The 24,202-nt window shown below is 41.2% G+C and carries 25 protein-coding genes; 15 read left to right on the top strand and 10 right to left on the bottom strand.

Features of this window, described 5'->3' with window-relative positions; genetic code table 11:
- Positions 1–111 precede the first annotated feature (111 nt).
- Positions 112–975 carry a 4'-phosphopantetheinyl transferase family protein gene (locus tag sps_RS10630; RefSeq protein ID WP_077752503.1) on the top strand — a complete coding sequence of 288 codons (864 nt, stop codon included), beginning with the start codon at positions 112–114 and terminating at the stop codon, positions 973–975.
- 142 nt (positions 976–1,117) lie between these two features.
- Here the strand turns inward: sps_RS10630 and sps_RS10625 are convergent, their stop codons facing one another.
- Both sps_RS10625 and sps_RS10620 read right to left on the bottom strand, forming a co-directional pair.
- A complete protein-coding gene (locus sps_RS10625) occupies positions 1,118–2,308 on the bottom strand; it encodes an alginate export family protein (protein WP_077752502.1) in 1,191 nt (396 codons plus the stop codon).
- A 387-nt stretch (positions 2,309–2,695) separates the two neighbouring features.
- Positions 2,696–4,378 carry an alkyl/aryl-sulfatase gene (locus tag sps_RS10620; protein WP_237158104.1) on the bottom strand — a complete coding sequence of 561 codons (1,683 nt, stop codon included), beginning with the start codon at positions 4,376–4,378 and terminating at the stop codon, positions 2,696–2,698.
- A gap of 504 nt (positions 4,379–4,882) precedes the next feature.
- Here sps_RS10620 and sps_RS10615 point away from each other — a divergent pair.
- The 4 genes from sps_RS10615 to sps_RS10600 all read left to right on the top strand — a co-directional run bounded on the left by sps_RS10615 (position 4,883) and on the right by sps_RS10600 (position 8,965).
- Positions 4,883–5,752: a LysR family transcriptional regulator gene (locus tag sps_RS10615; RefSeq protein ID WP_418346729.1), complete on the top strand. Its 870-nt coding sequence runs from the start codon at positions 4,883–4,885 to the stop codon at positions 5,750–5,752.
- Between the two features lie 81 nt (positions 5,753–5,833).
- Positions 5,834–6,745 (top strand): LysR family transcriptional regulator, encoded by a 912-nt coding sequence (locus sps_RS10610; protein ID WP_077752500.1) that lies wholly within the window; start codon positions 5,834–5,836, stop codon positions 6,743–6,745.
- 459 nt (positions 6,746–7,204) lie between these two features.
- Positions 7,205–8,047: a PDC sensor domain-containing protein gene (locus sps_RS28100; RefSeq protein WP_149027261.1), complete on the top strand. Its 843-nt coding sequence runs from the start codon at positions 7,205–7,207 to the stop codon at positions 8,045–8,047.
- 135 nt (positions 8,048–8,182) lie between these two features.
- Entirely contained in the window at positions 8,183–8,965 is a 783-nt protein-coding gene (locus tag sps_RS10600) for a hypothetical protein (RefSeq protein WP_077752499.1), read from the top strand.
- A 215-nt stretch (positions 8,966–9,180) separates the two neighbouring features.
- Here the strand turns inward: sps_RS10600 and queF are convergent, their stop codons facing one another.
- On the bottom strand, positions 9,181–10,038 hold the full coding sequence (queF, locus tag sps_RS10595; protein WP_179948397.1) for an NADPH-dependent 7-cyano-7-deazaguanine reductase QueF: 858 nt from the start codon (positions 10,036–10,038) through the stop codon (positions 9,181–9,183).
- A 60-nt stretch (positions 10,039–10,098) separates the two neighbouring features.
- On the opposite strand from queF, the gene syd reads away from it, so the two are divergent.
- Entirely contained in the window at positions 10,099–10,764 is a 666-nt protein-coding gene (gene syd / locus sps_RS10590; RefSeq protein ID WP_077752497.1) for a SecY-interacting protein, read from the top strand.
- Between the two features lie 49 nt (positions 10,765–10,813).
- Here syd and sps_RS10585 read toward each other — a convergent pair whose 3' ends face one another.
- Both sps_RS10585 and sps_RS10580 read right to left on the bottom strand, forming a co-directional pair.
- On the bottom strand, positions 10,814–11,587 hold the full coding sequence (locus tag sps_RS10585) for a Zn-ribbon-containing protein (protein WP_077752496.1): 774 nt from the start codon (positions 11,585–11,587) through the stop codon (positions 10,814–10,816).
- The gene (locus sps_RS10580; RefSeq protein ID WP_077752495.1) at positions 11,587–11,916 is read right to left on the bottom strand and encodes a hypothetical protein; all 330 of its coding nucleotides are present in this window, start codon (positions 11,914–11,916) and stop codon (positions 11,587–11,589) included. Before sps_RS10580 ends, sps_RS10585 begins: the two co-directional genes overlap by 1 nt.
- A 148-nt stretch (positions 11,917–12,064) precedes the next feature.
- Between sps_RS10580 and sps_RS10575 the strand changes: the two genes are divergently transcribed.
- A complete protein-coding gene (locus sps_RS10575; RefSeq protein WP_077752494.1) occupies positions 12,065–12,436 on the top strand; it encodes a DUF3192 domain-containing protein in 372 nt (123 codons plus the stop codon).
- A 13-nt stretch (positions 12,437–12,449) separates the two neighbouring features.
- On the opposite strand, the gene sps_RS10570 is transcribed toward sps_RS10575, so the two are convergent.
- The gene (locus sps_RS10570; RefSeq protein WP_077752493.1) at positions 12,450–12,677 is read right to left on the bottom strand and encodes a DUF2789 domain-containing protein; all 228 of its coding nucleotides are present in this window, start codon (positions 12,675–12,677) and stop codon (positions 12,450–12,452) included.
- A 171-nt stretch (positions 12,678–12,848) separates the two neighbouring features.
- Between sps_RS10570 and sps_RS10565 the strand changes: the two genes are divergently transcribed.
- Both sps_RS10565 and sps_RS10560 read left to right on the top strand, forming a co-directional pair.
- Positions 12,849–13,493 carry a GNAT family N-acetyltransferase gene (locus sps_RS10565; RefSeq protein WP_077752492.1) on the top strand — a complete coding sequence of 215 codons (645 nt, stop codon included), beginning with the start codon at positions 12,849–12,851 and terminating at the stop codon, positions 13,491–13,493.
- Between the two features lie 32 nt (positions 13,494–13,525).
- A complete protein-coding gene (locus tag sps_RS10560) occupies positions 13,526–13,843 on the top strand; it encodes an Mpo1-like protein (protein ID WP_077752491.1) in 318 nt (105 codons plus the stop codon).
- Between the two features lie 1,845 nt (positions 13,844–15,688).
- Here sps_RS10560 and sps_RS10555 read toward each other — a convergent pair.
- Positions 15,689–16,078, bottom strand: coding sequence for a DUF3301 domain-containing protein (locus sps_RS10555; protein WP_077752490.1), 390 nt, complete (start codon positions 16,076–16,078; stop codon positions 15,689–15,691).
- Entirely contained in the window at positions 16,075–17,088 is a 1,014-nt protein-coding gene (locus sps_RS10550) for a DUF3549 family protein (protein WP_077752489.1), read from the bottom strand. Before sps_RS10550 ends, sps_RS10555 begins: the two co-directional genes overlap by 4 nt.
- A gap of 159 nt (positions 17,089–17,247) precedes the next feature.
- Here sps_RS10550 and sps_RS10545 point away from each other — a divergent pair, with 159 nt between their 5' ends.
- From sps_RS10545 to sps_RS10515, 6 genes are all read left to right on the top strand, one after another.
- Positions 17,248–17,568: a YqcC family protein gene (locus sps_RS10545; RefSeq protein WP_077752488.1), complete on the top strand. Its 321-nt coding sequence runs from the start codon at positions 17,248–17,250 to the stop codon at positions 17,566–17,568.
- A 22-nt stretch (positions 17,569–17,590) separates the two neighbouring features.
- On the top strand, positions 17,591–18,409 hold the full coding sequence (gene truC / locus sps_RS10540; protein ID WP_077755638.1) for a tRNA pseudouridine(65) synthase TruC: 819 nt from the start codon (positions 17,591–17,593) through the stop codon (positions 18,407–18,409).
- 291 nt (positions 18,410–18,700) lie between these two features.
- Positions 18,701–19,165, top strand: coding sequence for a flavodoxin (locus tag sps_RS10530; RefSeq protein ID WP_077752486.1), 465 nt, complete (start codon positions 18,701–18,703; stop codon positions 19,163–19,165).
- A complete protein-coding gene (locus sps_RS10525; RefSeq protein WP_077752485.1) occupies positions 19,117–20,586 on the top strand; it encodes a PTS transporter subunit EIIC in 1,470 nt (489 codons plus the stop codon). Before sps_RS10530 ends, sps_RS10525 begins: the two co-directional genes overlap by 49 nt.
- Positions 20,587–20,655: 69 nt before the next feature.
- Entirely contained in the window at positions 20,656–21,489 is an 834-nt protein-coding gene (gene purU, locus sps_RS10520) for a formyltetrahydrofolate deformylase (protein WP_077752484.1), read from the top strand.
- Positions 21,490–21,704: 215 nt separating this feature from the next.
- On the top strand, positions 21,705–22,913 hold the full coding sequence (locus sps_RS10515; RefSeq protein ID WP_077751464.1) for an IS256 family transposase: 1,209 nt from the start codon (positions 21,705–21,707) through the stop codon (positions 22,911–22,913).
- 9 nt (positions 22,914–22,922) lie between these two features.
- Here the strand turns inward: sps_RS10515 and sps_RS10510 are convergent, their stop codons facing one another.
- Together sps_RS10510 and sps_RS10505 are read right to left on the bottom strand one after the other, a co-directional pair.
- On the bottom strand, positions 22,923–23,222 hold the full coding sequence (locus sps_RS10510) for a DUF3718 domain-containing protein (protein ID WP_237158052.1): 300 nt from the start codon (positions 23,220–23,222) through the stop codon (positions 22,923–22,925).
- 355 nt (positions 23,223–23,577) lie between these two features.
- Positions 23,578–23,922 (bottom strand): DUF3718 domain-containing protein, encoded by a 345-nt coding sequence (locus sps_RS10505; protein ID WP_077752482.1) that lies wholly within the window; start codon positions 23,920–23,922, stop codon positions 23,578–23,580.
- Between the last annotated feature and the right edge of the window lie 280 nt (positions 23,923–24,202).

Here is a 24,202-nt window from a genome sequence, read left to right as displayed (position 1 = left end):
ATATCGAAATTGACCTCAACTAAAGCCTCGTTTCTTCGAGGCTTTTTAGTATCTCTACAGCTTTGGCTTTGATAGTATCGCTTCAGTTTACTTTACTATTTCGGAGTCAGTTTGAGTCAATCCATTTCAGCCCTGGAGTTCGGCAAAGAGAAGCTTAGTCTTTTTTTCTGTCCACTCGAACATGAACTTTTGACATCTGAGCAGGCCGACTCGATTAGACATTGGCTACCCGAAGATGAGCAGATTAAGGTCGCACGTTATATTCAGCTTTCAGCCAGAGATAAAGGTTTGATGGTTAGAGGGTTCTTGAGAGGAATCTTATCTCTGGTTGCTAAAGAAACTAGTACAAATGGAGAGTCTATTTCTCCGGCGGATTGGTGTTTCGAATATGGCAAGAAAGGAAAGCCTACCTTAGTTAGTGAGCAGCAAGTTCAAAGTGGGCTGCACTTTAATATTAGTCATAGTGGCGACTGGTTGGTGGTTGCTGTGATGGGGAAAGCTGAACATAATAATATTAGTGAACTAGGGGTAGATATAGAGAGATGTAGGCAAACGACGAACATCTATCCTATCTTAAATCATTATTTTACTAATGAAGAGTCTGAGGCCTTGCTTGCGCTTCCTAATGATAAGCAAAGAGAACGCTTCTTCGATTTATGGACACTGAAGGAGTCCTATATCAAGGCAAAAGGCCTTGGCCTGGCTTTATCTCTTAAATCATTCAGCTTCGATTTTTCTGCGATTAAAAAGAAAAAATTAGATTTATTTGCAAAAGATACTTGTATTAATGTCTTACCTATCTTTGAAGAGATCCAACTTAATCTTCACCGGGGTGAGTCGGTAAAGTTGGCTGATACTTGGTCGGTGTTATTCGGCAAGTTAAACGAAGATTATCGATTTGCTGTGAGTGTAGATGTCGATTCAAAACTTGATATCCATGCGCGGAAACTGGAAATCACGGAACTGTTAAAATAATTTTATTCGTATACGAACAATGAAAAAAGAGCAGAGTGACAACATAAATGCCATCTCTGCTCGAAGAGGGAGGGATAAATAAGCCTTAATATAGGCAGGAGTAACCTAAATAAGACCTTATCGCGCTCTTTCTAGCTTAGAGTTAGTACTTGGCCTGCAATGTTAACCATAGCTTGTCGGTATCATTCGAGAAGCCGTAACCTGCATCGGCGCCACTGAAGCTGGCATATTTAACGCCAACATCATAGTGCTCCGCAAAAGGGTAAGTGGCTGCTATGCCCCATTCTTTACCCATATCGATATCACCGTAGTCAGAATCAAACTTATGGTATTTGGCGAGTAGCTTAAGCCCCGCAACTTTTGCCGTGAGTACGACGTGGGCATCCACGAGACCATTCTCCCAGTTTCCCATACCGCCGAAGAGAAATTTATCAGTCCAACCGTTGAAGGCGTGCAGCGTTGCTAATGGTGTGATAAATCCAGCATTGCCATCATCTGACCCCAATACTTCGTAACCTATTTTTGCGCCAAAGCCTTCGAACCCAACACCTGCACCCAATTTATAATAATTAGCGGTATAGCTTGTCGGGTTATTCTCTCCCTCTGACTGTTGGGCATATTCAGCTTCGTAGCTGAGTTTGACTGCATCAAGTTTGAGTTTGCCCGTTGCACGAATACCGTAGGTATCACTTGAGAAAGCTGCAACGTCCATGTTATCAATTAAGTAGGCATAGCCTGTAATATTGGCAATTTCACTGGCTTTGTAGTTCACGTTAAGCAGGCTGGTTTTATTCTTATGCTCATCTTTGCCTGAGTCTTCGGAGAAGATGCGGTTTACGTTGTTAATATAAGAATAGTAAGCGGTAAGGTTTTCAATGGCGGTATTTTTTACCGAGAAGGCGTCATAAGTTTGCTCATTTTGACGGAAACCTACGCCACCAACGAATCTTTGATTATCCAATAATATCCGCTGACGACCATATTTTACTAAGGTTTCAGCTGGACCTCGATAGCCGATGAATGCCTGATTGATCTGGGTGTATTCGTAATCGCCTATCAGTGGTTCATTATCGGTGGAGCGTACATCATCGACTTCAGTCAGTGCAAACAGCTTGTAGATATCACCAGTTTGGTAGGTTAATCGGGTACGTAATGTGGTTTGATTCTGATTATCTACCGTATCTACATCGGCATCTTCGTAGCGTAAGCGGAACTGTAAGTTGATTTTTGAATCATCGATAAAGGCTTTCTTTAATGGGTCTACGCTGTCAGTGGCAACAGCAGAGGCTGAAAGAGAAGCTAAAATTGCTAGGGTCAGTGCACGAACTTTCATTGTGTAGTCCTTATGTTTCGTCATTGCTCTGTGACTGTTATAGATGTGAATTGCAGTGGTTTGTTTGATCTGAAACAAACTTAATCTATGATTTTGATATGACGGTAATAAGTGTGACGAAGATCATTGACTTACCTAGACTTAACCTTACCTATAAAGTAGTATTTTTAGTTTTATCTAAATTAGCTTTTGATGGTTTATCTTGATAAATAAGATTGGATTATAAATCTAAACTTGGACGGTTTGTCAGTCCTCCCTAGGAGGGAAAGTTAAAATTAAATGACGGGTATGAATCTGTTGATGCTATAAAACACCCAAGGTGAAACCTTAGGTGTTTTATAGGTTAGTTATAATCTGCCAGTTTTATAAAAGGTGGCATACTTCTTGTTAATTTTTTGCTTGTTCAGGTTTTAAAGGGACGATTTCAAAGTCTGTTTTAAACTCGACCAGACTAGAAGATATTTTATCTATTGTTGTTTTATCACCACTTAATTTTGCTGTGCCATCGGCCAGTAGTGTTTTGAGTTTAGTTTGGCCCATTAGTATACGGGTCACATCGGATTTATTGATTGTAAGCGTTGCATCGGCTTGCTTAACCTTTGTTACTTCGATGTTATTCAAGTTACCGTTACTCATCTCTACATATAAAATTCGATTATCATCCGGAGTGACGACATTGAGCGTGACCTTGCCCTGTTTGGCCGCTTTTATGCTATCTATTTTGACCGCTAAGAAATCGAACAGGGTTGGCATGTCCATTTCACTGATCACATCAGCTGACGCTGTTTTTGGCGCACCGGGTTGAATACCTATGCGTAGCTCTTGGGCACCGGTAAGGTAGATGTTTCTCCAACCAGCGGTTTCAGACTGATAACCTAGCTGTTCATAGGTATCGGCAAGTAATTGACGTGCTTGATCGTTGCCCGGTTGCGCCATGACAACCTTGTTCAGCGCAGTAGCTACGAAACGGTATTCGCCCTGAGAGTAGTCTGACTTAGCACGTTTAACTACTGCATCGGCACCGCCCATGTATTCGACAAACTTTGCGGCTTCTGGGTGGGTAGGTAGAGGATTGAGGTTAGCCGGATTCATATCGAAATAGCCTAAATACATGTTGTAGACAGCCTTGGCATTATGACTGTAAGAGCCATGATAACCGTTGGTGTGCCAAGACTTGCGGATAGCCTTGGGGATAGTGTCTTGAATAGCATCGCCTATATCCTGAATAGTGACACCTTGGTTAGCTAGGCGCAGTGTCTGGTTGTGGATTAAACCATAGTTATCGCGCTGGAGTCTTAGGAAGTCGTTGATCTCGCCATTACCCCAAATGGGTGCGGTGTGGGCTGAGAAAAGGGTCTCGACTTCGCCGCCGAAAGCATCGATCATCGCATTGATGTCTTTGGACCACTTCTGGGCATCACGTACCTTGGCACCGCGCAAGGTATAGATATTATGCATGCCTTGATAGGTTAGCTCGGCTGTCCATAAGGCCTTCATCGACGGAATATAAGTGGTCATCTCCGAGGTGGCTTCGGTGCCTGAGGCGTCCATAAATATCATATCCAGACCATCTATGGTCAAGGCTTCCCACTTGCCTTTACTGTTTAAGGTGTAGTCAGGTTTAACATAGGTGATCTCACCTTTGGACAGACCCTTACCGAGGGCTGCATCGACGATACCGTGAGAGTTTATACCTAAAGTCGCGCCGTATTGATAGGCGACCCGGCGGCTCATGGCGTTACCTGCTAATACATTCTCATCAACAATTTCCTTGGTGATATTATTGGAACCGTATACTTTCACATTGGGGTAAAGTTCCTGCACCCCTCGGGAACCGCCGAAGTGATCGACATGGCTGTGAGAATAGATCATGGCAACTACCGGTAGATCACCACCTTCGGGCATATTCTTCATGGCAAATTCCAGTGAGATCTTGGCTGCTTCCTTGGTTAACAAGACATCATAGGCTATCCAACCATGATCTGAACGGATAAGGGTCAAGTTAGCCAGATCGGTGCCGCGGACCTGGTAGATGCCTTCGCGCACTTTATAGAGGCCATCGGCGACCATATTCAATTTCGCCTGACGGTAAAGAGATGGGTTGACTGTATCCGGGGCCTTACCGCTGATATATTCAAAGTCGGCGCGTAAAATGGCTGCGGCCTTGTCATCTAGCTTAGCAATGAGGTTTTTTGAGGCCTGATCGAAGGCCGCCGTATCTGAGAAGTTTAGCTGCTTGGCGAAGTCGTTATTGGCTTTAGCTGTGTGAGCTGTGGCATCTTTGCCCTGATAGCTGACGGTGATACTTTCGTGTTCATGTTGAGCGGCAAGACTGTTGAAAGACAGTACCGCTATTATTGATGCAGAGATAAGAGATTTTTCATGGGTTTACCTTAGTCAAAGTGTATGCATTGACATCAGTATATCCAGCTTGAATTAATGAATAATCGGGGCTAACCTTTGATCTAATATTTATATTATGAATGTTAATGTTGTAATAACGTATTCTTATGGATGTTCTATGCCTCAACAGAAACAGTTTGATCTTAACCTTTTACGTGTGTTTGCAACGGTTTGCAGAAGGCTTCGTTTAGCCGAGCCGCGGAAGAATTGGATCTCACTCAATCTTCGGTGAGTAACGCTATTGCCCGTCTTAAGCGTACGGTTGGTGAGGAGCTGTTTATTCGTGTCGGTAGGGGGGTAAAACCAACATCGGCAGCGCTGAGTCTTTATGAGCAGTTTGAGTCACCACTGGCTAGTATTGAGCAGAGTTTGCAAGGCATAGATGCATTTGACCCGAAAAATAGCCGACGAACATTTTATATTTATGCCAATGAAATTATGATTGGTTTATTGCATCATGGGGCTGAACAGTGGCTTAAATCAACGAATATCAAGCTGATCTTTCGGGAGACCCCAGTTCAAGAGCAGCAATTGCAGTTAGATCTACAGCTTGAGACTGTCGATTTAGCCATAGATATGATCAAACCTGAATTAGCCTCTTTTAATAGCCTGGAGGTGATGACAGATAAACTTGTTTGCGTAGTGAGAAAAGAGCATCCAAGGATCTCTGGTTCGATTAGCCGCGCGCAATATTTTTCCGAAAAGCACATCGTCCTCAATATGAAACGGGGGAACTTGAGTATGGTGGATCTGCTCACTGATGAGGTGCTGCCGACAAGGGAGATGTATTCAGAGCAAGCATCGATACTGGCCATGTTAGCGACAGCTGCTAACAGTGATGCGATTACGTTAGCTTCGAACTCTTATGCTAAGCAGTATGCTGAATTGCTTGGTCTCCAGATATTATCACTGCCCTTAGATGTAAATCCTATCAAATATCACATGGTGTGGAGCTGTAAACTAACCAGAAATCCAGCTAATATGTGGCTAAGGAATACACTGCTGGGTCTTATTGAATCAAGGGTAAGTATATCTAATTGAAAATTTAGATATATTAATATGACAATTACTTATCTAGTGATAAGTAATTTGTGAAATTAAGGGTTAAAGTGAGAATGGAAAATGGCACAGCAAAAACAGTTTGACGTAAATTTATTGAGGGTATTTTTGGCTGTCTGCCGCACAGGGTCATATACCTTAGCAGCAGAAGAGTTAGATTTAACTCAACCCTCAGTGAGCAATGCCATCACACGCTTTAAGGCCGTTATAGGTGAGGAACTCTTCGTTCGGGCGGGCCGTAACATCAAGCCTACAGCCATGGCCAATTATCTCTATGAGCAGCTCAACGATTCCTTCACTAATATAGAGCAAACTATTTCGGGGCTTGAGGGATTTGATCCAATCACCTCTGAGCGCCAGTTTGTTATTTTAGCTGGGGATGTTGTTACTCACTTCTTACAGCCGGCGTTAGAAGAGATAGTTAAAGACCTCCCTATTGAAATTATTTTTCGTGAACCTCCCGATTATGATGAAGATATCATGGAAAAACTTTATCAGGAGCAGGCCGATCTTGTCATCGATATGCAATTGCCAATGGATCTTCGTTTCGAAAAACAGCTTATCATGAGCGAGACGCCAGTATGTGTTGTGAGAAAAAACCATCCCCGTATTGGGGATGAGATATCTTGGGATGAATACTTCGATGAGAGGCATGTCGTAATCAAGATGAGGCGTTTCAATCTCACGGCGGTTGATCTATTGACTGATGAAGTCCTGCCTACACGTAAAGTACACAGCATTAAGTCTTCACTATTAACAGCTTTCGATACTATCTCTGCCGGGGAAGCTATCAGTGTATCTCCAAAAAGATATGTTGAAGACTACCTTGAAATGTTTAACTTAAAGCTCGTTCAACCCCCATTTAAGATGCGTAATATCGAAATTGAGATGGTGTGGAAGCGAAAACACAACAAGAATCCGGCTCATATCTGGCTTAGAGATAAAATATGTGAGGTAGTTGGGAACTCAATTTAATTAAAATAGCTAGTTATCTTAGCTATTCAATATGTTCAACCTCCCCGAAATTAGCCTTGCTAATGACATCAATCTACAGGTGTTAAAGTTTAGTTGTGTACTGAGGTATTTTGATGATTGTTTGTTCAAGTGCTTGTTTACATTAATTAATGGATAATAAAACCGCAATATTAAGGTTGATACATTCACAAGCTGAATGTCTTAACGGCTTCTAGCGCTAATTATTTATATACAGTCTTTTTATATAGTAGTGACCTCTAAACATCGTTGAATTTTAAGTCGGAATATCAGGTGTATATTCCATTTGTGATTTACACAATTATTCCGTGGGATGTTTGATGGTTACCTATACGGTCGATTATAAGCTTGTCTTGTTTGGCTCTGTTGTTAGGCAACCAATTAATTTTGGGGATGTCATAAATTGTCTTTTCCCTATGTATACCTAATTGAGAGCATATTATGAATTTTAAAAAGACTAGCGTTGCAACGGCTTTAATGTCAGTTCTGTTTTTAGTAGGCTGTTCTTCAACGTCATCAACCGGAACTGATAATACTGATCCAGATTTCAGCAATCCAGGCTTAGAAAATCCAATTGAAATACCTGGAACGCCAGCTAATCCGATTGAAGGAGTTCCAGATAATGAGTTACCTCCTATCGAAGATGTTCCTAGTAATGAACTTAATCATTTTTCAATTACTGAAGATGGTTACATTAAAATGAATGGAGAGCTTCTAGGTCATTATGATGATGGGAAGCTTTATGTAGGTGGTAAAGAATACGCAACAGTTGAACCAGTAAAGTCTTCGGGTAAAAATGAGTATCTTATAACTGGTAATGATGGTCTACAATTTCACGTTGATGTCACTAATGGCGTGATCTCGGTGGATTGGGCTAAATCGACCGTTGACGGTGGCTGGGATGTGACTAAACCACCTGTTGATTTACCGCCAACAGATGATGTACCTGATTTCGGCATCAATCACATCTCAATTAATGATAACGGTTATGTATTTAATAATGGCGATATTATTGGCCATATAGACTCTGAAGGTGTGATCCATAAAGGTACAGACGAGGTAGGTAAAGTACATCAGATTGGAAATTCAGGGGTCTATGTAATCACTCGTGATGATTCCAATGCCTTTTATTTTGCCAATGTGAGTGAAAATGGAGTTGTTCATGTCATCAAGAAGTTCGATATTGAAAAAGCTGCTTCTAAGTTAACGACATCTCAGAAGTCTAACATCAAATCGAAAGTGCAAGCTGCTAAAGCGCGCGTTCAATCTCAATTGAAGCGTTAAAATTAAGTGATTCCAGCTAAATGGCAGCCCCATGAGGGGCTGCCATTTTTTATTTTATCGAATCGATTCGCCTAATAATTTAGTCTTCTTATTCTTAAAGTAGGCTCTTTAGAAATTAAACGTATTGAGAGCTCTATGAATAAGTTTTTTATTTTCGCTGTATATGGTTTAGCTGGGGGCTTTTCTGCAAATATTTATGCCACTTCCATTGCTAATGATATCGAACTGATCTTTCCGCCTAAAGGCATAGTCATAGAACAAGGTGTTGAAGGTGATCCTTTATACAAGTCAGTTGGTGTAGATGTAAAAATTCAAGATGGTGAAGCTGTGTATACCCTTAATGCGAGTTTTGATCTTGGTGAGACCTGGCGTGTATTTGGTGAATATGACAGCAATGAGTTTTGGGAAGTGGGTGTAGGTAAAAGCTTTTATACCTCATTAATGTTTACCGAAGTCACGGCGAAAGCAAATAGTGCAGGTTACAGTGCGGGTGTTTTTGCTGGTATTCCCGTGAGTGAAACGGTCATCTTGATGGCCGATACTAATTATAACTGGTATACCGATGAATTCAGACTTGGGTTTGAGCTTGGTGATGATTATCAGGGCGAGCTAGGTTTTACTCCCTCTGATACCATCGATATTATGCTGGGTGTATCCTGGAGTGCCCATCAACGTTTGAATGTAAGTTATAGCTATAACCATGTTTATGATACACGAGGTGGTAATAGCTGGGTGACCTTGCCTGAACTCGGTATCCATAAGCAGTGTTTTTTAGATATCAATTGCAATAAGGGCAATTTTAACTATCACGATATTACATTTACGACGCAGGTTTGGAAATTCTCTCCCTATTTTACCTATACCTATTTTTCCGACAGAGAAAACTTCTATGAGTTCGGCCTTTCATTTAAGTGGTAAATCAATATTCTTGAGTTGCGAGCTGCCGATACGTTAAATACAATAATTTGCGGAGATAACTGATAAAACTTATAGAGCAGCCAAAGAGCTGCAAGGCTCTCATTTTCTCTCTGGTTGTCAAATGTGATGACTGGGGAGTTTTTTTGATAAATGCTAGAGAATAAAAAAGATGAGCCGTTGCTCATCCTTTTATTAAAATCTTAAAACTCTTTCGCTTATTGTCTGGCTAAACGATGGTTTTCTGGTGGCGTCTCGAAATCACTACGGTAAGGGTTAATATCTAAGCCACCACGTCGTGTGTAGCGTGCATAAACCGTGAGTTTTGCGCAATGACAAAAACGTTTTAGGTCGACAAAGATACGTTCGATACACTGCTCATGAAACTCATTATGTTGGCGAAATGAGATGAGATACCTAAGCAGCTTTTCTCTATCGATTTTTGGCCCCTGATAACGGATCATCACGCTACCCCAGTCTGGCTGAGAAGTGATCAAACAGTTCGATTTAAGCAGGTTAGAGTTAAGCGTTTCGGCAACGACCGCTTTCTCATCTGTACTGTTCTCAAGGTATTGAGGGTTAAACTTGTAGTCATCAACTTCTATATCGAGATCGTCAATGCAAGTACCCGGAAGTTCAACTATGCGTTGGCTCGCGAACTGTTTCGGTTCAAATACCTTAACGCTGACATTACCTACGGCACAGTTTGACAAGTCTTGAGTCAAGGTGGCTTGTACTTGTTCTAGATTGTCGAATTTAGTTTGATTGAAGCTATTGAGATACAGTTTAAATGACTTTGATTCAATCAAGTTTTCGCTGTCAAAGCTGAGTTGAAACTCGGCTATGGCAACGACAGGCTTGCCCTTAGCATTGAGCCAGGAAAGTTCGTAACCCGTCCAGATATCTGTACCATGAAAAGGCAAACTTTCATTGAGTTCGATTGCATCACGATTAAGTTTACGCGGAACCCCTTGCAGCAAAGAGGCCTCATACTCGGACTGATAGCCCGTTGCTTTACCAAGTGTTAAGCCACTGAGTGCCTCTGCATCCGTATAAGGATCATGAACTTGTGTCATCAATAGAAATTCCATGTCAAAATAGGCGCATATTATACTCAAAATTTGGGCTTCTGCTAAGTGTCTTCTTTACCTGCTTTAGATAATTTCTTGAAAATTTATCAACTGACCTATCTTGAAAAGCTAGGTGAATCTCCACGTTACTATCCTAGAGGTGAAGAATCACTTTGTATTGAAGGTGAGTTCGATACCAATAATTACGATGAGTCGAATGAAGAGTTAACCGTATGTTGGAAGCCGGTAAAAAGGGAGAAGCCTGGCTCTTTTACTAATGTCGAGACTGCGTTAGACATTGAGCTCGGCACTGAAATCGATGTATTCTTTGGCGAATATTTCTCTGCCCCTCTGTTGTTTAATTGCGAGTGGGGAGAAGGGGAGCTGTTACAGGTATGGAATCAAACGGATTTTGAATATCTACAGCAAAATATTATCGGTCATTTGATGATGAAGAAGAAATTAAAACAAGCACCCACTTGGTTTATCGGTGTGTTGGGTGATGGAGATAAGATGCTAACAGTGGATAACAGCGATGGCAGCATCTGGATTGAGATCCCTGGTGAAGCGCCATCTGAAAAATTAACTAACAGTTTAAATGAATTTATTGCCCAGCTAACCCCGCGAGTGGCGCCTCCTGAACTTCATATCGAAGAATCTATGACTGAGTTGGACCATCCGGGAATTTTGAATCGAATTAAATTAATGTGGCGCAACCTGCGCGGAAAGTAACAAGGTATTATGCGCGAGTTCCTAGGTTCCTAGGAACTCATACCTTCTTTTAAAGATGATCCCAAGAGATGTTTGACACGATTCGACAGCTGTCACAGCGAAAGTGAAACATGTCTAATAAAGGCTCATCGAGTAGCCAATTTTTATTACCGCAACGGGGACAAGGGCGGGCTTTCTCGCTTGCTAAATTACCTCCACCGACCCGGTAGAGGTAATAATAGGTTGGAATTTGCGTTAAGTGTTCAATGCGACCTCTCAAATCCCAGCCTCGGCGAAAGAGATCACTTGAAGTAGAAGTTAGCTCCTCTAAAGCCGCAAATTCAGCCTTGGTTGCTGCAGCCATCTGCAGTTCGTCACAGGCTTGCCACTCAATTTGCCAGCGAATGATGCGTTTATGATCGCCATTGAAAGTTGCCGGCAGTTGGTAGAGTGGAATGGGCTGCAGGGTATCACCATTTCGTACCGGCGAGCACATGTGCACATAGCTGGTATAAACGAGCTGCCAGCTGGGTGTTTCAGAGCTGCTGACTTCTGAGTTGATGTCTTGGCCTATGTATTTTTCTCTTGGGGCGAGCAATTTAGCATCCGTTAGCTCTGAGAGTGCACGCTCAACCCAGGGGCTACTAAAACGTTTAGCTAAACTGCTTTTCTCTGGCATCAATAGCCTAGAATTGAACTCTCCATCCTTGAATGCAACGGCGAATTCTCGACCTAAAATTTGACCATTAGCTCTATAGGCTTCGAGTAAACCATTAATCGCTTTTTCGGCTGCTGTTATGGTGGTGTTGTCAAAACACTCGAACCTTAATTCAACAACATGCATTATTGATTCGCCTTTATTCTATCGTTTTCAAGCTTTTCTAATCGCGAATTAAGGTTTTGGTAGGCTTGCTTTAATTGAGCAAACTCTGTTTTCAACTGATCAAATTCTGATTTTTCATCTTTATCAACGGATGCAGTGTGCAATTCATTTAGGTTTGTAATTTTCTCTACTGCGCTCGTGTCCATCGCCTTAAATTGCTGTAGCCCTTGGATCAGTATGGGCATAGGGATACTGCTGCCGAGTTTTGTTTTGATCAGTGCAAGGCTAGGAATTTTACCTGTCATGGCGACTGACTTTGCGGCTGAGAGTACGTGTTCTATTGGACTCATAGTTAGTTATTCTTCTCACTTGTTTAGTAAATGTGACCAATGTGACGTGAATAACATTCGTTAAATCCTTGTTAAACAATTGGATACGATATTGGCCTATTCTTTGCTTTTCTCAGAGTTAACCATAATAAAGAAATAGGAAGTCATAGTGAAAACAAATTTAATTGGTTTGGCATTTATTGGGATTGCTAGTTTAAGCTTATCTGGCTGCGTACTCAATATCGGTGATGGAGAAACTGGGTGGAATGGTCAAGAGGGATGGGAAGAGACTCAGGATATAAATCGTGGAAACTTGGCAAGGTTGAGCCTAGGTATGAGTCGAGAGCAAGTCACCGTCTTGATGGGAACTGCCGACTTTAATGAAGCCTATATTCAAACAGACAAAGAGGTCCATGTGCTTTTTTATCGGACACAGCGTACCAAGGGGGATGGTAAAACCACAAAAGATGAATGTACTCCTGTGGTTATCAGTAATAATGCAGTAGTAGGTTGGGGAAATATGGCCTACAAAAATATCTAGTTTTCAAATTTAATTATCTAAGCTGGGCGTCTAAGTGATCGATTAACTCTGACCATTGGGCGTCCTCTTCAATTGCTTCCTTTAAGAAACTCTTCTGAGAATCATTCCAGAAATCAGCCTGACAGAGTAGAACGTGTGCCGGTACTGTATGGTTCGCGATAAATGTGGCAATGCTCTGCTCGCTATTATCTAATCCTAACTGATCAAAAAGATGACTTAGATCTTGAGGTGTTGTGTCCATTTATTGGCTTCCTATTGCTTATCTGAATAACATTAGTGGCTTAAGTATTAGTATGGATCAAACTTCATTAATTTGACGGATAAAAAGCTATTTGTGATTAATATTTACACGCTTTAACTTGCTTGCTACATTGGTTGTTAATTGATTTAGATCAAGGGATAACTTAAACCGATGGCAACAGATAATCAAATATTAGAATCCTATCGAGCGGTATACCTGACGGCCGAAGATCTTCGTGTGGCAGCTTCGATACTTTACAATGCATACCACGATGACCCTTTTTTCATTGAATCATTTCACTCTGGTGATCTTTCCATGTATGAGCAAAAGCTTAGGGGAGCTATTAGAGAAGAGTTAAATGAATTGTGGCAACAAGAACAGACGTTAATAGGGTTATTCGAGGGAGAGAGAATGCTTGGGGTTGCATGTATTGTGTCTCAGCAACTACCTCTGGGGGAGTCACGGTATTGGCATTGGCGTTTAAAGATGCTTATCAGTACTGGCTGGCAATCCACACAAGCTTTGATCAAGAAAGAATCCTGTTTGTTAGAGCACCTGCCGAGTCCGAATTGTGGCATTTTACAATTTATCGCTGTTTCGCCCATTGAACAGAAAAAAGGCTTAGGTAGCAAGTTGGTGCAAGCGGTATTGAGCTGGTGTGATGAGCAACCTGAAATGGATGGTGTTGGTGTTTTTGCCAGCGAGCATAAGCATGCTCAACTGTTCAGCCAGTATGGTTTTACTGTCCTAGAGACTCTCTTCATCGGTAAAGTTGAGGGGGAATTACTGTTTTACCGAGGACAAGACAATGAGTAATCCTAATATTGAAAATATTTTGAGGAGGAATGATGAATAAGGGAGAGCCTATACGGTACCAATCGTTTAAAGAGTTTTATCCTTTCTATCTTTCTCAGCATAAAGATCCAATTTGTCGAAATTTGCATTATTTAGGTAGTATTTTGGTACTGCTTATCTTCTTTGTAAGTATTTTTAGCGGTAATTATCAACTGCTTATCCTGCTACCTATAGTGGGCTATGGCTGCGCTTGGGTGGGCCATTTCATGTTTGAGAAAAACCGCCCGGCAACTTTTCAATATCCATTGTATAGTTTTATGGCGGATTGGGTGATGTTAGTCCAAGGAGTTTTACAAGTCTTTAAAAGATAAACCTGCAAAATCCAAGGATAGCCCGCTAATACTAATATTACTGAATTAAGTTATTTTATTCTTCAGCTAATCTTTCATTTCTACTCACAAATCTGAGAAATATGTGAAGTAAACATAGTCCTGAGCCTCTGTGAGATATCTCTTACAGCTGCGTGGGATAAAGTGGTATAAAACTCACTGTTTTATATGGTGAATAATATTAGTTGTTTAAATTCAATGTGTTAATTTGTTTCCCTTAATATTCTTGTGACTGAGGTCTTACCGTTTTTCTTATAGCTGAAGTATATAACTGTTATCGCTATTATCATTGTTATTAAGTTGATGACAGCGAGTTAAAAGATTTTAGGATGAAATCGAATCTGTTGTTAGAACGCTTTTAAAGGGATTTAATGAGCATTTAAATGGACAGAATAGCTGATATGCAGCTCACACTTCAAAGTGAATAATGAGTCTAATATTGAATGTGAATTTCATGGATAGATTAAAAGATGGCTCAAGGAACGAGAGAAGGACACGCTCAAGGATTGAGTATGATTTGGTATAAGGATCACCAGATAAATGGACCCAGGGAAGAGAAAGGAAGCAAGCTAAGTAATTAAGGATGATGCAGGGAGCATGTAGGTTAGCAGGATAGCTAAAGAGTATGAGTATCGGGCACGCCTAATGGTGTGCCCTTTCTTTTGCGCGGCATTTTCATGTACCAATCTTTAATACCAACCCTATTAAATATGTGATCTTTCAGCGGGAGTAAAAGCGCTGTAAGCAAGGTCTATATCCAGCTTCTCGGTAATTTATCCTGCGTTACTCTAGGTCCTATATCCATATTCTTGTGCAATTCTGCTTCGACCTTGATAATTGCTCCTGCATTATTCTATCAAGTATTTCTACAGCAATACGCACAGAATTGATGAATCTGAGTGGCTCTTCATCTTTATTTGCTTTAGCTTGCGTAAGAGATCTCTTACATGAATGTAAGCCAAGAGAATTGTTTTGTCATAGTTACGCCACAAAATTAACAATATAACCTTGAAAAACAATGACTTGTTTTTATCGGTGTTGTAGCTACAAGTTAGCGCTGATGTTAGTGTTTAGTATTTAAGCATTATTATTATCAAGATCATCTAGAATTTAACTCGTACAAGGAAATGTATGAAGTGAATGGATACAGTGATCAGGATGATCAGCAGTGGTAGAGGGAGTGTCACAGAAAGGATTCAATCAAGGATGAGCCGCTCTAGGATTGAGCGTTATGCTAAAAGGAAGCAAAATTATCCAGGATGGAAAGTTTGCAATCTGGAAGGTTGTATACATGGAAAGTACTGAACGGAATCAGCAAGGATGGCTTTAAAGGAACACGCTCATGGAATGAGTTAGCTTGGTAAATGGATTATCAAGCTAGGGATATATCAAAACGGATTTACAAGGATGGCTTTAATGGAACACGCTCATGGAATGAGTAAGCTCGGTTAATGGATTATCGAGTAAATGGAACTTTATACGGATATACAAGGATGGCTTTAAGGGACACGCTCAAGGATTGAGTAAGCTCGATTAATGGATTATCGAGTAAATGGAGAAGTAGCAGTTAATATTTATATTCACTGCTACAGGGAACTAACAGGAAGTTACAGGGATGATGCAGGGAGCATATTGAACGCATGGATGGTGCAGGGAGCACAATAAATAGCAGGATTGCTTAACAAAAGAGACAAAAAGCGCGGCTTCTAGAAGCTGCGCTTTTTCTTTTCCACAGATTCTTTTTTTATGTTTGCCTTACAGCCTTACAGCCTTACAGCCTTACAGCCTTACAGCCTTACAGCCTTACAGCCTTACAGCCTTACAGCCTTATTTGCATTTTCCTGTATTACAGCTGCCTTTAGAGCCACAGCTACCACCGACTGAGCCGCGTGATTCTGGTGTATCGAGCCATTCTGGTTCAGGAAAAATTGGCCATTTAACCCTCTGAACTTTTTTTCCGTGCATCCATATTTCAGCTTGATACTGATTAATTCCATCGGTACTAAATTCAAGCAGGTATTTTGCCTTCCATGTGAGTCCACTACTGCCGCCTATGCTTGGCTTAGCAGATTCCATAGCAATGGCAAGCAGTTGTATCTTTTGCTTCTGGCATTCTCTCTGGGCAAAAATGCGACTAATTTCTGCCATCTGTCTTAATTGCCAAAAAAATGCTGCAACAACCACGAGTGCAACGATAAGTAAAAAATCTGTCATCATGATTTTATGACCTTAAATAACCCACCAATAGCAGATGCTAATTGTGGGCTTCGATTTGGATTACGTAGCTCTGCGAGGATCTGTGGTCGCAAAGAGGGGATTGCTACAATGTCTGCAAATACTTGATTGAAGAATTGTTGTTCTTGTTTTGCCAGGGCTTCTAAGAAAATAGTTCTGGTTTGTTCATGCTTAAGCGCAGTCCAATTTCTTGCCGCAATAGTGATCAAAGCTTCGGCATTGAGTAATCCTTGTTGCTGAAGATATGAAATCGCTTGTTGCGATAATTCATCATTCGATGCCAGTGCACGTAAAAAATAGAGTTTATTTTGTTTATCGGTACTCAGTAGTTGTTCAAACACTTTGTCGGCAAGGCTACTTTCAAGAGTGAGATGCTCTAAACATTGGCACAGGGCTATCTGAACTTCAATAGCACTGTAGTCAAAGCTATTGATTAGCTGCTGGAGATGATCGAGTTCGTTGGCTCTAACACAGATATCGGCAATTCCCTGAAGACCGACTTGTTGCCACTTTTCGGCTGAGACTTGTCCTGAGAGGTATTGGTACGCATACTCATATTGAGGAGAGGCTTTACCGTTAAGCTGCTTCCTAACTAGCGCATTAAACTGTGCCAGTTTTTCTGCCGACGGTTTAAAAGCGAAAGGATGGTTAGCGAGCTTTTGTTGCTCTGCTTCTGATAACTCTTTAGCTGGATCTCGGCCTAAGGCTTCTATGATCATCTTGATGAATTGGGTTCTGGGGGCGGGTGACAGTAGGCCGCGTTCATCTAATGCGAGTTTTAGAAACCAGATATAATGCTGTTGGCTCACATCCCAAAATACGATAGCGAACTGAGCATGTCCTTGAATTGGATATGGATAAGGCGATGTTAGATTCTCGAATTGGTGAAACGCCATTATATCAATATTTTGCACTCTTCTGCCCATATCATAGACTTGAAACTGGGTATTTGCTGTCGATAAAAACTGGCTAAGGGTGGTGATTTCTGTCATTTTTCTGCCATAACACTGAGATCCGTAATGTAATGGCGACTAGTATAGGGTGAAGTGAGTTGAGATGGTATTATTGTCGGCTAAATATACTGGCCTTAAGCAAGATAAGCAGCTATTAATCTGTCTAAGGTTTACTTAGGCGCAAAGCAAGGTTATTACGTGTTGTATATAAAAACGACCCAGAAGCTACAAGAGTTAGAAGAAGAATTAAAACGCCGTTCTTTGTGGCGCCAGGATACTCCCTCAGAAGAAGCGATGGCCGACACATCACCTTTTAGTTGTGAGGCAATGCCATTTGAAAGCTGGGTGCAGTTTATTTTTATTCCCAAAATGCATGTTTTGATCGCTAATAGGCAGGAACTCCCCAGTAATATTGCAATCGCGCCTATGGCACATCATGTGTGGAGTGATATACAAGCGCGGCACACATTAATTAAAATTTTTGATGATTTGGATAAATGCCTTAGTGAACCAAGATAAAGCACATACACAAGTGAGTGACATGACTCAGTCGAAACAAGCGGAAGAAAACATCGTTGGCGAAGAGACGATTGAAGAAGTAGCGCCCGAAATTGAAATCTTGTTTGAAGATGACGATATCGTTGCGATTCATAAACCTGCCGGGTTACTCGTGCATAGGTCCTACTTAGCTCGTAGGGAACGATTTTTTGCGATGCAATTAACTCGAGATAAAGTCGGTTGCCATGTTTTTCCTGTTCACCGACTCGATAGACCGACTTCTGGGGTGTTACTTTTTACTAAGAGTAGTGAAATGGCAAAAGCATTATGTGAGCAGTTTGCTGAAAAAACCGTTGAAAAGCATTATCTCGCCATAGTTCGTGGCAATATGCATGAAGCGGCTACTCTAGATTATCCATTGAAAGTAGAGCTTGATGATTTGGGTGATAAGGATGTGGATCCTGATAAGGCTGCTCAAGATGCCGTGACCAGTTATCAGCCATTGTTAAATACCGAGATCCCATTTGCTTCCGGTCGTTATGCTTCCAGTCGTTATGCTCTGGTGAAATTAAGTCCTTATACGGGGAGAAAACACCAACTAAGACGTCATATGGCACACCTTAGGCACCCGATCCTTGGTGATACCACCCATGGAGATGGTAAGCAGAATAAGTTTTTTAGGGAGCACTTCTCGGTAAACAGGCTTTGGCTCATTGCTAAGCAGCTTACATTCAATCATCCTAGAACGGGAGAGCGTATTGTTATTGAAGCTGAGTTGGAGCAACAATGGCTCGATCTATTCAAGGGTTTAGGTTGGGAGGATGAGTACTTGGCATCAGACAGTTCATACCTGATAGTTTAGGCTGTCTTATCCACAGGGATTACAAGCTCCTCTGAGTCTTCCGATGCTGGGGGGTCATTGTCTTGAATTTGCTCTGGGAGGCCAAAAAGAATGTTGTTTGCAGTATGTTGTGATGTAAAAAAGCGCATGCGTCTTATATGGGCAGAGCGGTGAATATGCTTTATGTGCTTGAGTCTACTGAAGTGGCGCATCTTAAGGCCCTTGAAGTTTCAGCCGAATAAGTTGGCATGAAGCTATCAATAAAGTATGTTTGAAGTATAAAACTAATTTTAATGCAGGGCGATCTGAAACATGAAAAAAGTGAATTTAGTTTTTGGGACTGTCTACGGTAATGCACAGTTTGTTGCAGAGACCTTATTAGGAGTGCTAAAGGAAGAGAGTAGGGAAGTGTCGCTGTTGATGCATGATCAACTAGATGGTTTTGTCCCTCCACAAGATGAACTGTTATTGGTGATCTGTTCCACTACGGGTCAAGGTGATGTGCCTGAAGATATACAGCCATGGTTTGAAAATTTAAAAGCAACAGCGCCATACATGCCTGAATTAAAATACGGGGTGATAGCACTAGGCGATTCTAGTTATGAGACTTTTTGTGGTGCAGGGGTCAAGTTTGATGAGCTGCTTACAGAATGCAGTGCTAAGCGTATTGGTGAAGTGCTAAAAATCGATGCATGTGAAACAATGGAACCAGAGGTAGAAGCAAAAGCATGGCTGCAAAGTTGGAACGCATTAATCGATACGGAAATCGTTGCCTAAGATATATTAGTCAACATTGGTTTAAATTTGCGCAGAGGCTGAGTCAGGCGCTGTTAATTCCGATTGCAATTTTACCCGCAGCGGGCGTCATGATAGGTCTGGCATCGAATCCTTTGCCATTTATACCAGATGCAATCTCTTTGGTCATGCTGACTGTGGGTAAACTCATCTTTTCAATGATGCCCATGTTATTTGCAGTCGCTGTATCCATCGGGTTTTGTAAAGATCAAGGTATAGCCGCATTTACTGCAGTTTTTGGCTTTGGGGTTTACCTTTCAAGCATGGCAGCCCTAGCTGAAGTCTATGGCATATCGACTCGGATGTTATGGGGAGTTAACACCATAGACACTGGTATTGCTGGTGGCATGTTAGTTGGGGCTGTAACTTGTCTGGCAGTTAAGCAAAGTGAAAAAGTGCGCCTTCCTGCTGTATTTTCTTTCTTTGAGGGAAGGCGAAGCGCCCCCCTATTGATGATCCCTTTGTGTATTGCACTCTCCTATCTGCTCATTCATATCTGGCCTAGTTTATCACTGCAAATAGAGCGTTTTTCTGATTGGGTAGTTTATCAAAAGCCTGCCCAAGCATTTGCGCTTTATGGAACAGTGGAGCGTTTACTCATCCCATTGGGTCTCCATCATATATGGAATGCTCCTTTTTATTTGGAAATGGGACAGTTTGTGAAAGAGGGTGAGGTGATCAGAGGGGAGGTTGCCAGATACCTTGCTGGCGATCCTCTAGCCGGTAATTTAGCCGGAGGCTATCTGATTAAGATGTGGGGGCTTCCTGCCGCTGCAATTGCTATTTGGCGATGTGCCGACAAGGAGCAGAGAAATAGGGTTGCAGGCATAATGATCTCAGCCGCTTCTGCCAGCTGGTTAACAGGGGTGACAGAACCCATAGAGTTTGCTTTTATGTTTGTCGCTCCCATACTGTTTTTATTGCATGCGCTAATGACCGGGCTGGCATATGCTGTCTGCATCTCGTTGGATATTCATCACAGTCTAGTATTTTCACATGGGTTAGTGGATTTTACCCTCTTATTTAACAATGCAAAAAATAGTGAATGGTTTCTGATTTTAGGTCCCATAACAGCATTAATTTATTACTTAGTTTTTCGGGGCTCTATTTTACTTTTCAACCTTAAGACCCCTGGACGAATGGAAGAAGAGGAGCAACCTAAAGCCAGCCTTAGAACCATAATTAATGCGCTAGGTGGTGCCGATAACATCTTAGACTTGAATGCATGTCTGACTCGGCTCAGGATCAGTGTAAAAAAACCGGAATTAGTCGATAAACTCAGGTTAGAGCAGCTTGGTGCGAAGGGAGTTGTGGTGGTTGGCAACGGAATACAAGTCGTTTATGGCACTAAAGCCGAAAGTTTACGTCGGTTATTACAGCGATATATTGATACTCGCTCATGAGCCCCACGATCATATTTTGAAATTTAACTTTAGATTTATGCATTAGCATTACGAATTAAAGGGGTAACGATGGAAAGGAAAGTGTTGATAACAGACTGTGCCGATGCGCAGGGGCTTATCGCTAAGATAACGGGTGTATGTTTTAAGCATCAACTTAATATCATAAAAAACAGTGAGTTTGTAGATAACGCTCAAGGGCGCTTCTATATGAGAACTGAGCTTGAAGGTGTGTTTGATGACTCATTAATTTTGTCTGATTTGGATGAAGTTCTCCCTCATGCGAGCCACGTAAAGTTAGTTAGTTCGGGTAAGAAGCGGATTGTGATCATGGTGACCAAAGAGGCACATTGTCTCGGTGATATCTTGATGAAGGCCTATTATGGTGGGCTCGATGTTGAGATTGCTGCGATAGTTGGAAATTATGAGATACTTAAACCATTGGCCGATAAGTTTGATATACCTTTTCATTTTATTTCCCATCAAGATATCACTCGTCTTGAGCATGAGAAGAAGATGAATGAGGTGATAGAGGGCTATAAACCCGATTATGTCGTGCTCGCCAAATTTATGCGGATCTTGACGCCGGAATTTGTAGAGAGCTATCCCAATCGTATCATCAATATTCATCATTCGTTTTTACCGGCATTTATCGGTGCTTCACCTTATCGTCAGGCCTGGGAGAGAGGAGTTAAAATCATTGGTGCCACTGCACACTTCGTGAATAATTGTTTAGACGAAGGCCCGATCATCAATCAAAATGTTATTTCTGTAGATCATAGTTTTAGTGCAGAAGACCTAGCGAAAAATGGACGAGATGTCGAAAAAAGTGTATTAAGTAAGGCACTTCAGCTGGTATTACATGAAGAAGTAATCGTTTATGGAAATAAAACCGTTGTATTTTAAGTTTCATTACGGCATGTGAATAAATAAGGCGCTGATGCGCCTTTTTATTAGGTGAATGTTGGAGTGTCAGAAGTTCACTGATAATACTTGAGAGCTGGTACTGTTCATTGCTAGATCTGTGATCGATGTTTTTCCTTGAACAAAAGGAGCCTGTAAATAATTTTGTGTAACTACCTTTCAATCAGTACCCTATGTGGGTCAATGGAAGGTAGAGTATGAATAAAAAAGAACTAGAAGCATTCGCTAAACAAGCCGCTAAAGGCATTAAAACCGAAGCCGATTTAAATGACTTCAGGGCTATGTTAACCAAAGTCACTGTTGAGGCCGCATTAAATGCTGAACTCGATTATCACTTAGGCTATCAAAAAAACGAGAAGGTCGCGGCTGGTAATAACCGCAATGGCTACTCCCACAAACAAATAAAGACCGAAGATGGATGCTTCGAGTTAGACACTCCCCGTGACCGAAATGGTAGCTTTGAGCCTGAGATTGTTAAAAAGAACCAAAGCCGCTTCACCTCGATGGATGACAAAATTTTACATCTTTATGCGAAAGGAATGACGACACGAGATATTGTCGATACCTTTGATGAGATGTATGGCGCAGAGATATCACCAACGCTAATTTCTCGCGTCACTAACTCAGTCCTTGAGCGTGTCGTCGAATGGCAATCTCGTCCGCTAGAACCCGTGTATCCTATCGTTTACCTTGACTGTATTGTGGTTAAAATCAGGGAGAACAGTAAGGTCATCAACAAAGCTATTTTCCTCGCGCTTGGCGTTAACCTCGAAGGCCATAAAGAGTTACTTGGCATGTGGATAGCAGAGAACGAGGGCGCTAAGTTTTGGTTAAATGTACTGACAGAGCTTCAAAATCGTGGACTCAAAGATATCCTCATCGCCTGCATTGACGGTCTAAAAGGTTTTCCTGATGCCATAAATACCGTGTTCCCAAACACTCAAATCCAGCTCTGCATCGTCCATATGGTTCGAAACTCGATGAAGTTTGTGCCGTACAAAGATTACAAGGCGGTGACAGCTGATTTAAAGAGGATTTACCAGTCAGTGACCGAAGAGGAAGCGTTGCTTAATTTGGAACGTTTTGGCGAGCAATGGGACGCTAAATATCCTAGTATCTCAGCATCCTGGCACAGGCACTGGACTAATCTTAATACGCTATTTAATTACCCTCAAGACATCCGGAAAGCCATCTATACAACTAATGCTATCGAGTCATTAAACAGTGTGATTAGGAAAGCAATCAAGAATCGTAAGCTCTTCCCAAATGATGACTCAGCGAAGAAAGTCGTTTACTTGGCGATTATGCAAGCTTCGAAGAAGTGGACCATGCCGATAAGAAACTGGAAACCAGCACTCAATCGTTTTATTATTGAATTTGAAGATCGAATAGCAGACTATATATAATTTAGGTAGTTACACAGAATCTGCTACAGGGTCAACAAAAGGGGCTATTTTTTTTGCTACGAGATTTGAACCATGTGAAAGAGCAAATTCATGAAAGCCTTCTCCATTGCAGACTAGCTTTGGAAATATATTTCGTTTATTAATTCTATACTTATGCATAGTATCATTGAACTTATATATATTATCCGTCACTCCTGTCTTGCAAATGTCTATAAGTGTCTGTTCTAGCTTTGGATCCATTGCTGCAGTTGCATTGAATGTAAGTGAGGTTAATATCAATGCCGTCAGTGTCATTACTTTTATCATCATTCGCTCCTAGCGTTACGGTTAGTTTTAGAACTGAGTAATTAAATTTTTATTCGCCGTTGATATATTAAAGCTGAAATTAATGAAGATATCTGTATTGTATTTGTAGCTAAGTGTATCTGAATATAAAAAAGGATTCAGGAGGTTTCCTAAAGTAACGAAATGTTCTTCTTATTTCTTATTTTATTTAAATATATATTGATAGAGCTGTAGCTATATTTAGTGGTCAGGTTTCAACTCTCATCTTTAGTCTTTTTTATTTTAATGTAAGAATGATTTCAGATTAAATAAGTGTAATTTTAATTGGCAATAAAAAGAGCCTCTAAAGGCTCTTTTTATGAAAGCAATGTGAGGGGGGTTAAAAGTTTACAGCCATTATTTCATCTGAGCTATAGGTCATGGCGATATCTTTAATCGTTACAGTGCCCTTAAGGTAGGGAGCGATCTTTTTCGCTGTTTTGTCTGCGCCATTGCTGATAGCAAATTGATGGAAGCTTTCGCCATTACAGACTAAGCGTGGAAAAATCCTTTGTTTGTTGATGTGGTAGCTCTTCATAGTGTCTCTGAATTTGTACATGCTGTTGCTGGCTCCGGCTTTACATACGGCCACAAGAGTGTTTTCCATATGAGTCGTCATGCCAGCTGAAACTGAAAATGCTATTGGAGATAGAGCGAGCACTGCGATAGCGAGTAGTTTTTTCATGGATTGCTCCTAGCGTCTTTTCTTTAAGGGGGTGTTATGATTTAAGCTGGTTTCCGCTAGGAATGCTGTAAGGTATTTGTAGATAAATGTATCAAGATGTAGTATTGGGAACAGGGTGTTTCTCTGAGTAACAATTTATGTTTTTTGAACATCTGGCATAAAAAATCCCACAACGAGTGGGATTTTTATGGAGTAGCATTTTATATATCTGTAAGGCCTTGTTTCCTAAATCGATTGAACCTTTTGCAGCTTATGTGATCTGATCTTCCAATGTGGTTAT

Source organism: Shewanella psychrophila (assembly GCF_002005305.1).
In the GTDB taxonomy this organism is placed as follows: Bacteria; Pseudomonadota; Gammaproteobacteria; order Enterobacterales; family Shewanellaceae; genus Shewanella; species Shewanella psychrophila.
This window is presented reverse-complemented; position numbering and strand designations above follow the sequence as displayed.

Excerpts from the sequence above, each read along its gene's own strand:
- sps_RS10625 (WP_077752502.1), bottom strand. The coding sequence starts at position 2,308 with ATGAAAGTTCGTGCACTGACCCTAGCAATTTTAGCTTCTCTTTCAGCC.
- sps_RS10620 (WP_237158104.1), bottom strand. The coding sequence starts at position 4,378 with ATGGTCGCCGATGGCCTCTATAAAGTGCGCGAAGGCATCTACCAGGTC.
- sps_RS10610 (WP_077752500.1), top strand. The coding sequence starts at position 5,834 with ATGGCACAGCAAAAACAGTTTGACGTAAATTTATTGAGGGTATTTTTG.
- sps_RS28100 (WP_149027261.1), top strand. The coding sequence starts at position 7,205 with ATGAATTTTAAAAAGACTAGCGTTGCAACGGCTTTAATGTCAGTTCTG.
- sps_RS10600 (WP_077752499.1), top strand. The coding sequence starts at position 8,183 with ATGAATAAGTTTTTTATTTTCGCTGTATATGGTTTAGCTGGGGGCTTT.
- queF (WP_179948397.1), bottom strand. The coding sequence starts at position 10,038 with ATGACACAAGTTCATGATCCTTATACGGATGCAGAGGCACTCAGTGGC.
- sps_RS10585 (WP_077752496.1), bottom strand. The coding sequence starts at position 11,587 with ATGCATGTTGTTGAATTAAGGTTCGAGTGTTTTGACAACACCACCATA.
- sps_RS10580 (WP_077752495.1), bottom strand. The coding sequence starts at position 11,916 with ATGAGTCCAATAGAACACGTACTCTCAGCCGCAAAGTCAGTCGCCATG.
- sps_RS10570 (WP_077752493.1), bottom strand. The coding sequence starts at position 12,677 with ATGGACACAACACCTCAAGATCTAAGTCATCTTTTTGATCAGTTAGGA.
- sps_RS10565 (WP_077752492.1), top strand. The coding sequence starts at position 12,849 with ATGGCAACAGATAATCAAATATTAGAATCCTATCGAGCGGTATACCTG.
- sps_RS10560 (WP_077752491.1), top strand. The coding sequence starts at position 13,526 with ATGAATAAGGGAGAGCCTATACGGTACCAATCGTTTAAAGAGTTTTAT.
- sps_RS10555 (WP_077752490.1), bottom strand. The coding sequence starts at position 16,078 with ATGATGACAGATTTTTTACTTATCGTTGCACTCGTGGTTGTTGCAGCA.
- sps_RS10550 (WP_077752489.1), bottom strand. The coding sequence starts at position 17,088 with ATGACAGAAATCACCACCCTTAGCCAGTTTTTATCGACAGCAAATACC.
- truC (WP_077755638.1), top strand. The coding sequence starts at position 17,591 with ATGACTCAGTCGAAACAAGCGGAAGAAAACATCGTTGGCGAAGAGACG.
- sps_RS10530 (WP_077752486.1), top strand. The coding sequence starts at position 18,701 with ATGAAAAAAGTGAATTTAGTTTTTGGGACTGTCTACGGTAATGCACAG.
- sps_RS10525 (WP_077752485.1), top strand. The coding sequence starts at position 19,117 with ATGGCTGCAAAGTTGGAACGCATTAATCGATACGGAAATCGTTGCCTA.
- purU (WP_077752484.1), top strand. The coding sequence starts at position 20,656 with ATGGAAAGGAAAGTGTTGATAACAGACTGTGCCGATGCGCAGGGGCTT.
- sps_RS10515 (WP_077751464.1), top strand. The coding sequence starts at position 21,705 with ATGAATAAAAAAGAACTAGAAGCATTCGCTAAACAAGCCGCTAAAGGC.
- sps_RS10510 (WP_237158052.1), bottom strand. The coding sequence starts at position 23,222 with ATGATGATAAAAGTAATGACACTGACGGCATTGATATTAACCTCACTT.
- sps_RS10505 (WP_077752482.1), bottom strand. The coding sequence starts at position 23,922 with ATGAAAAAACTACTCGCTATCGCAGTGCTCGCTCTATCTCCAATAGCA.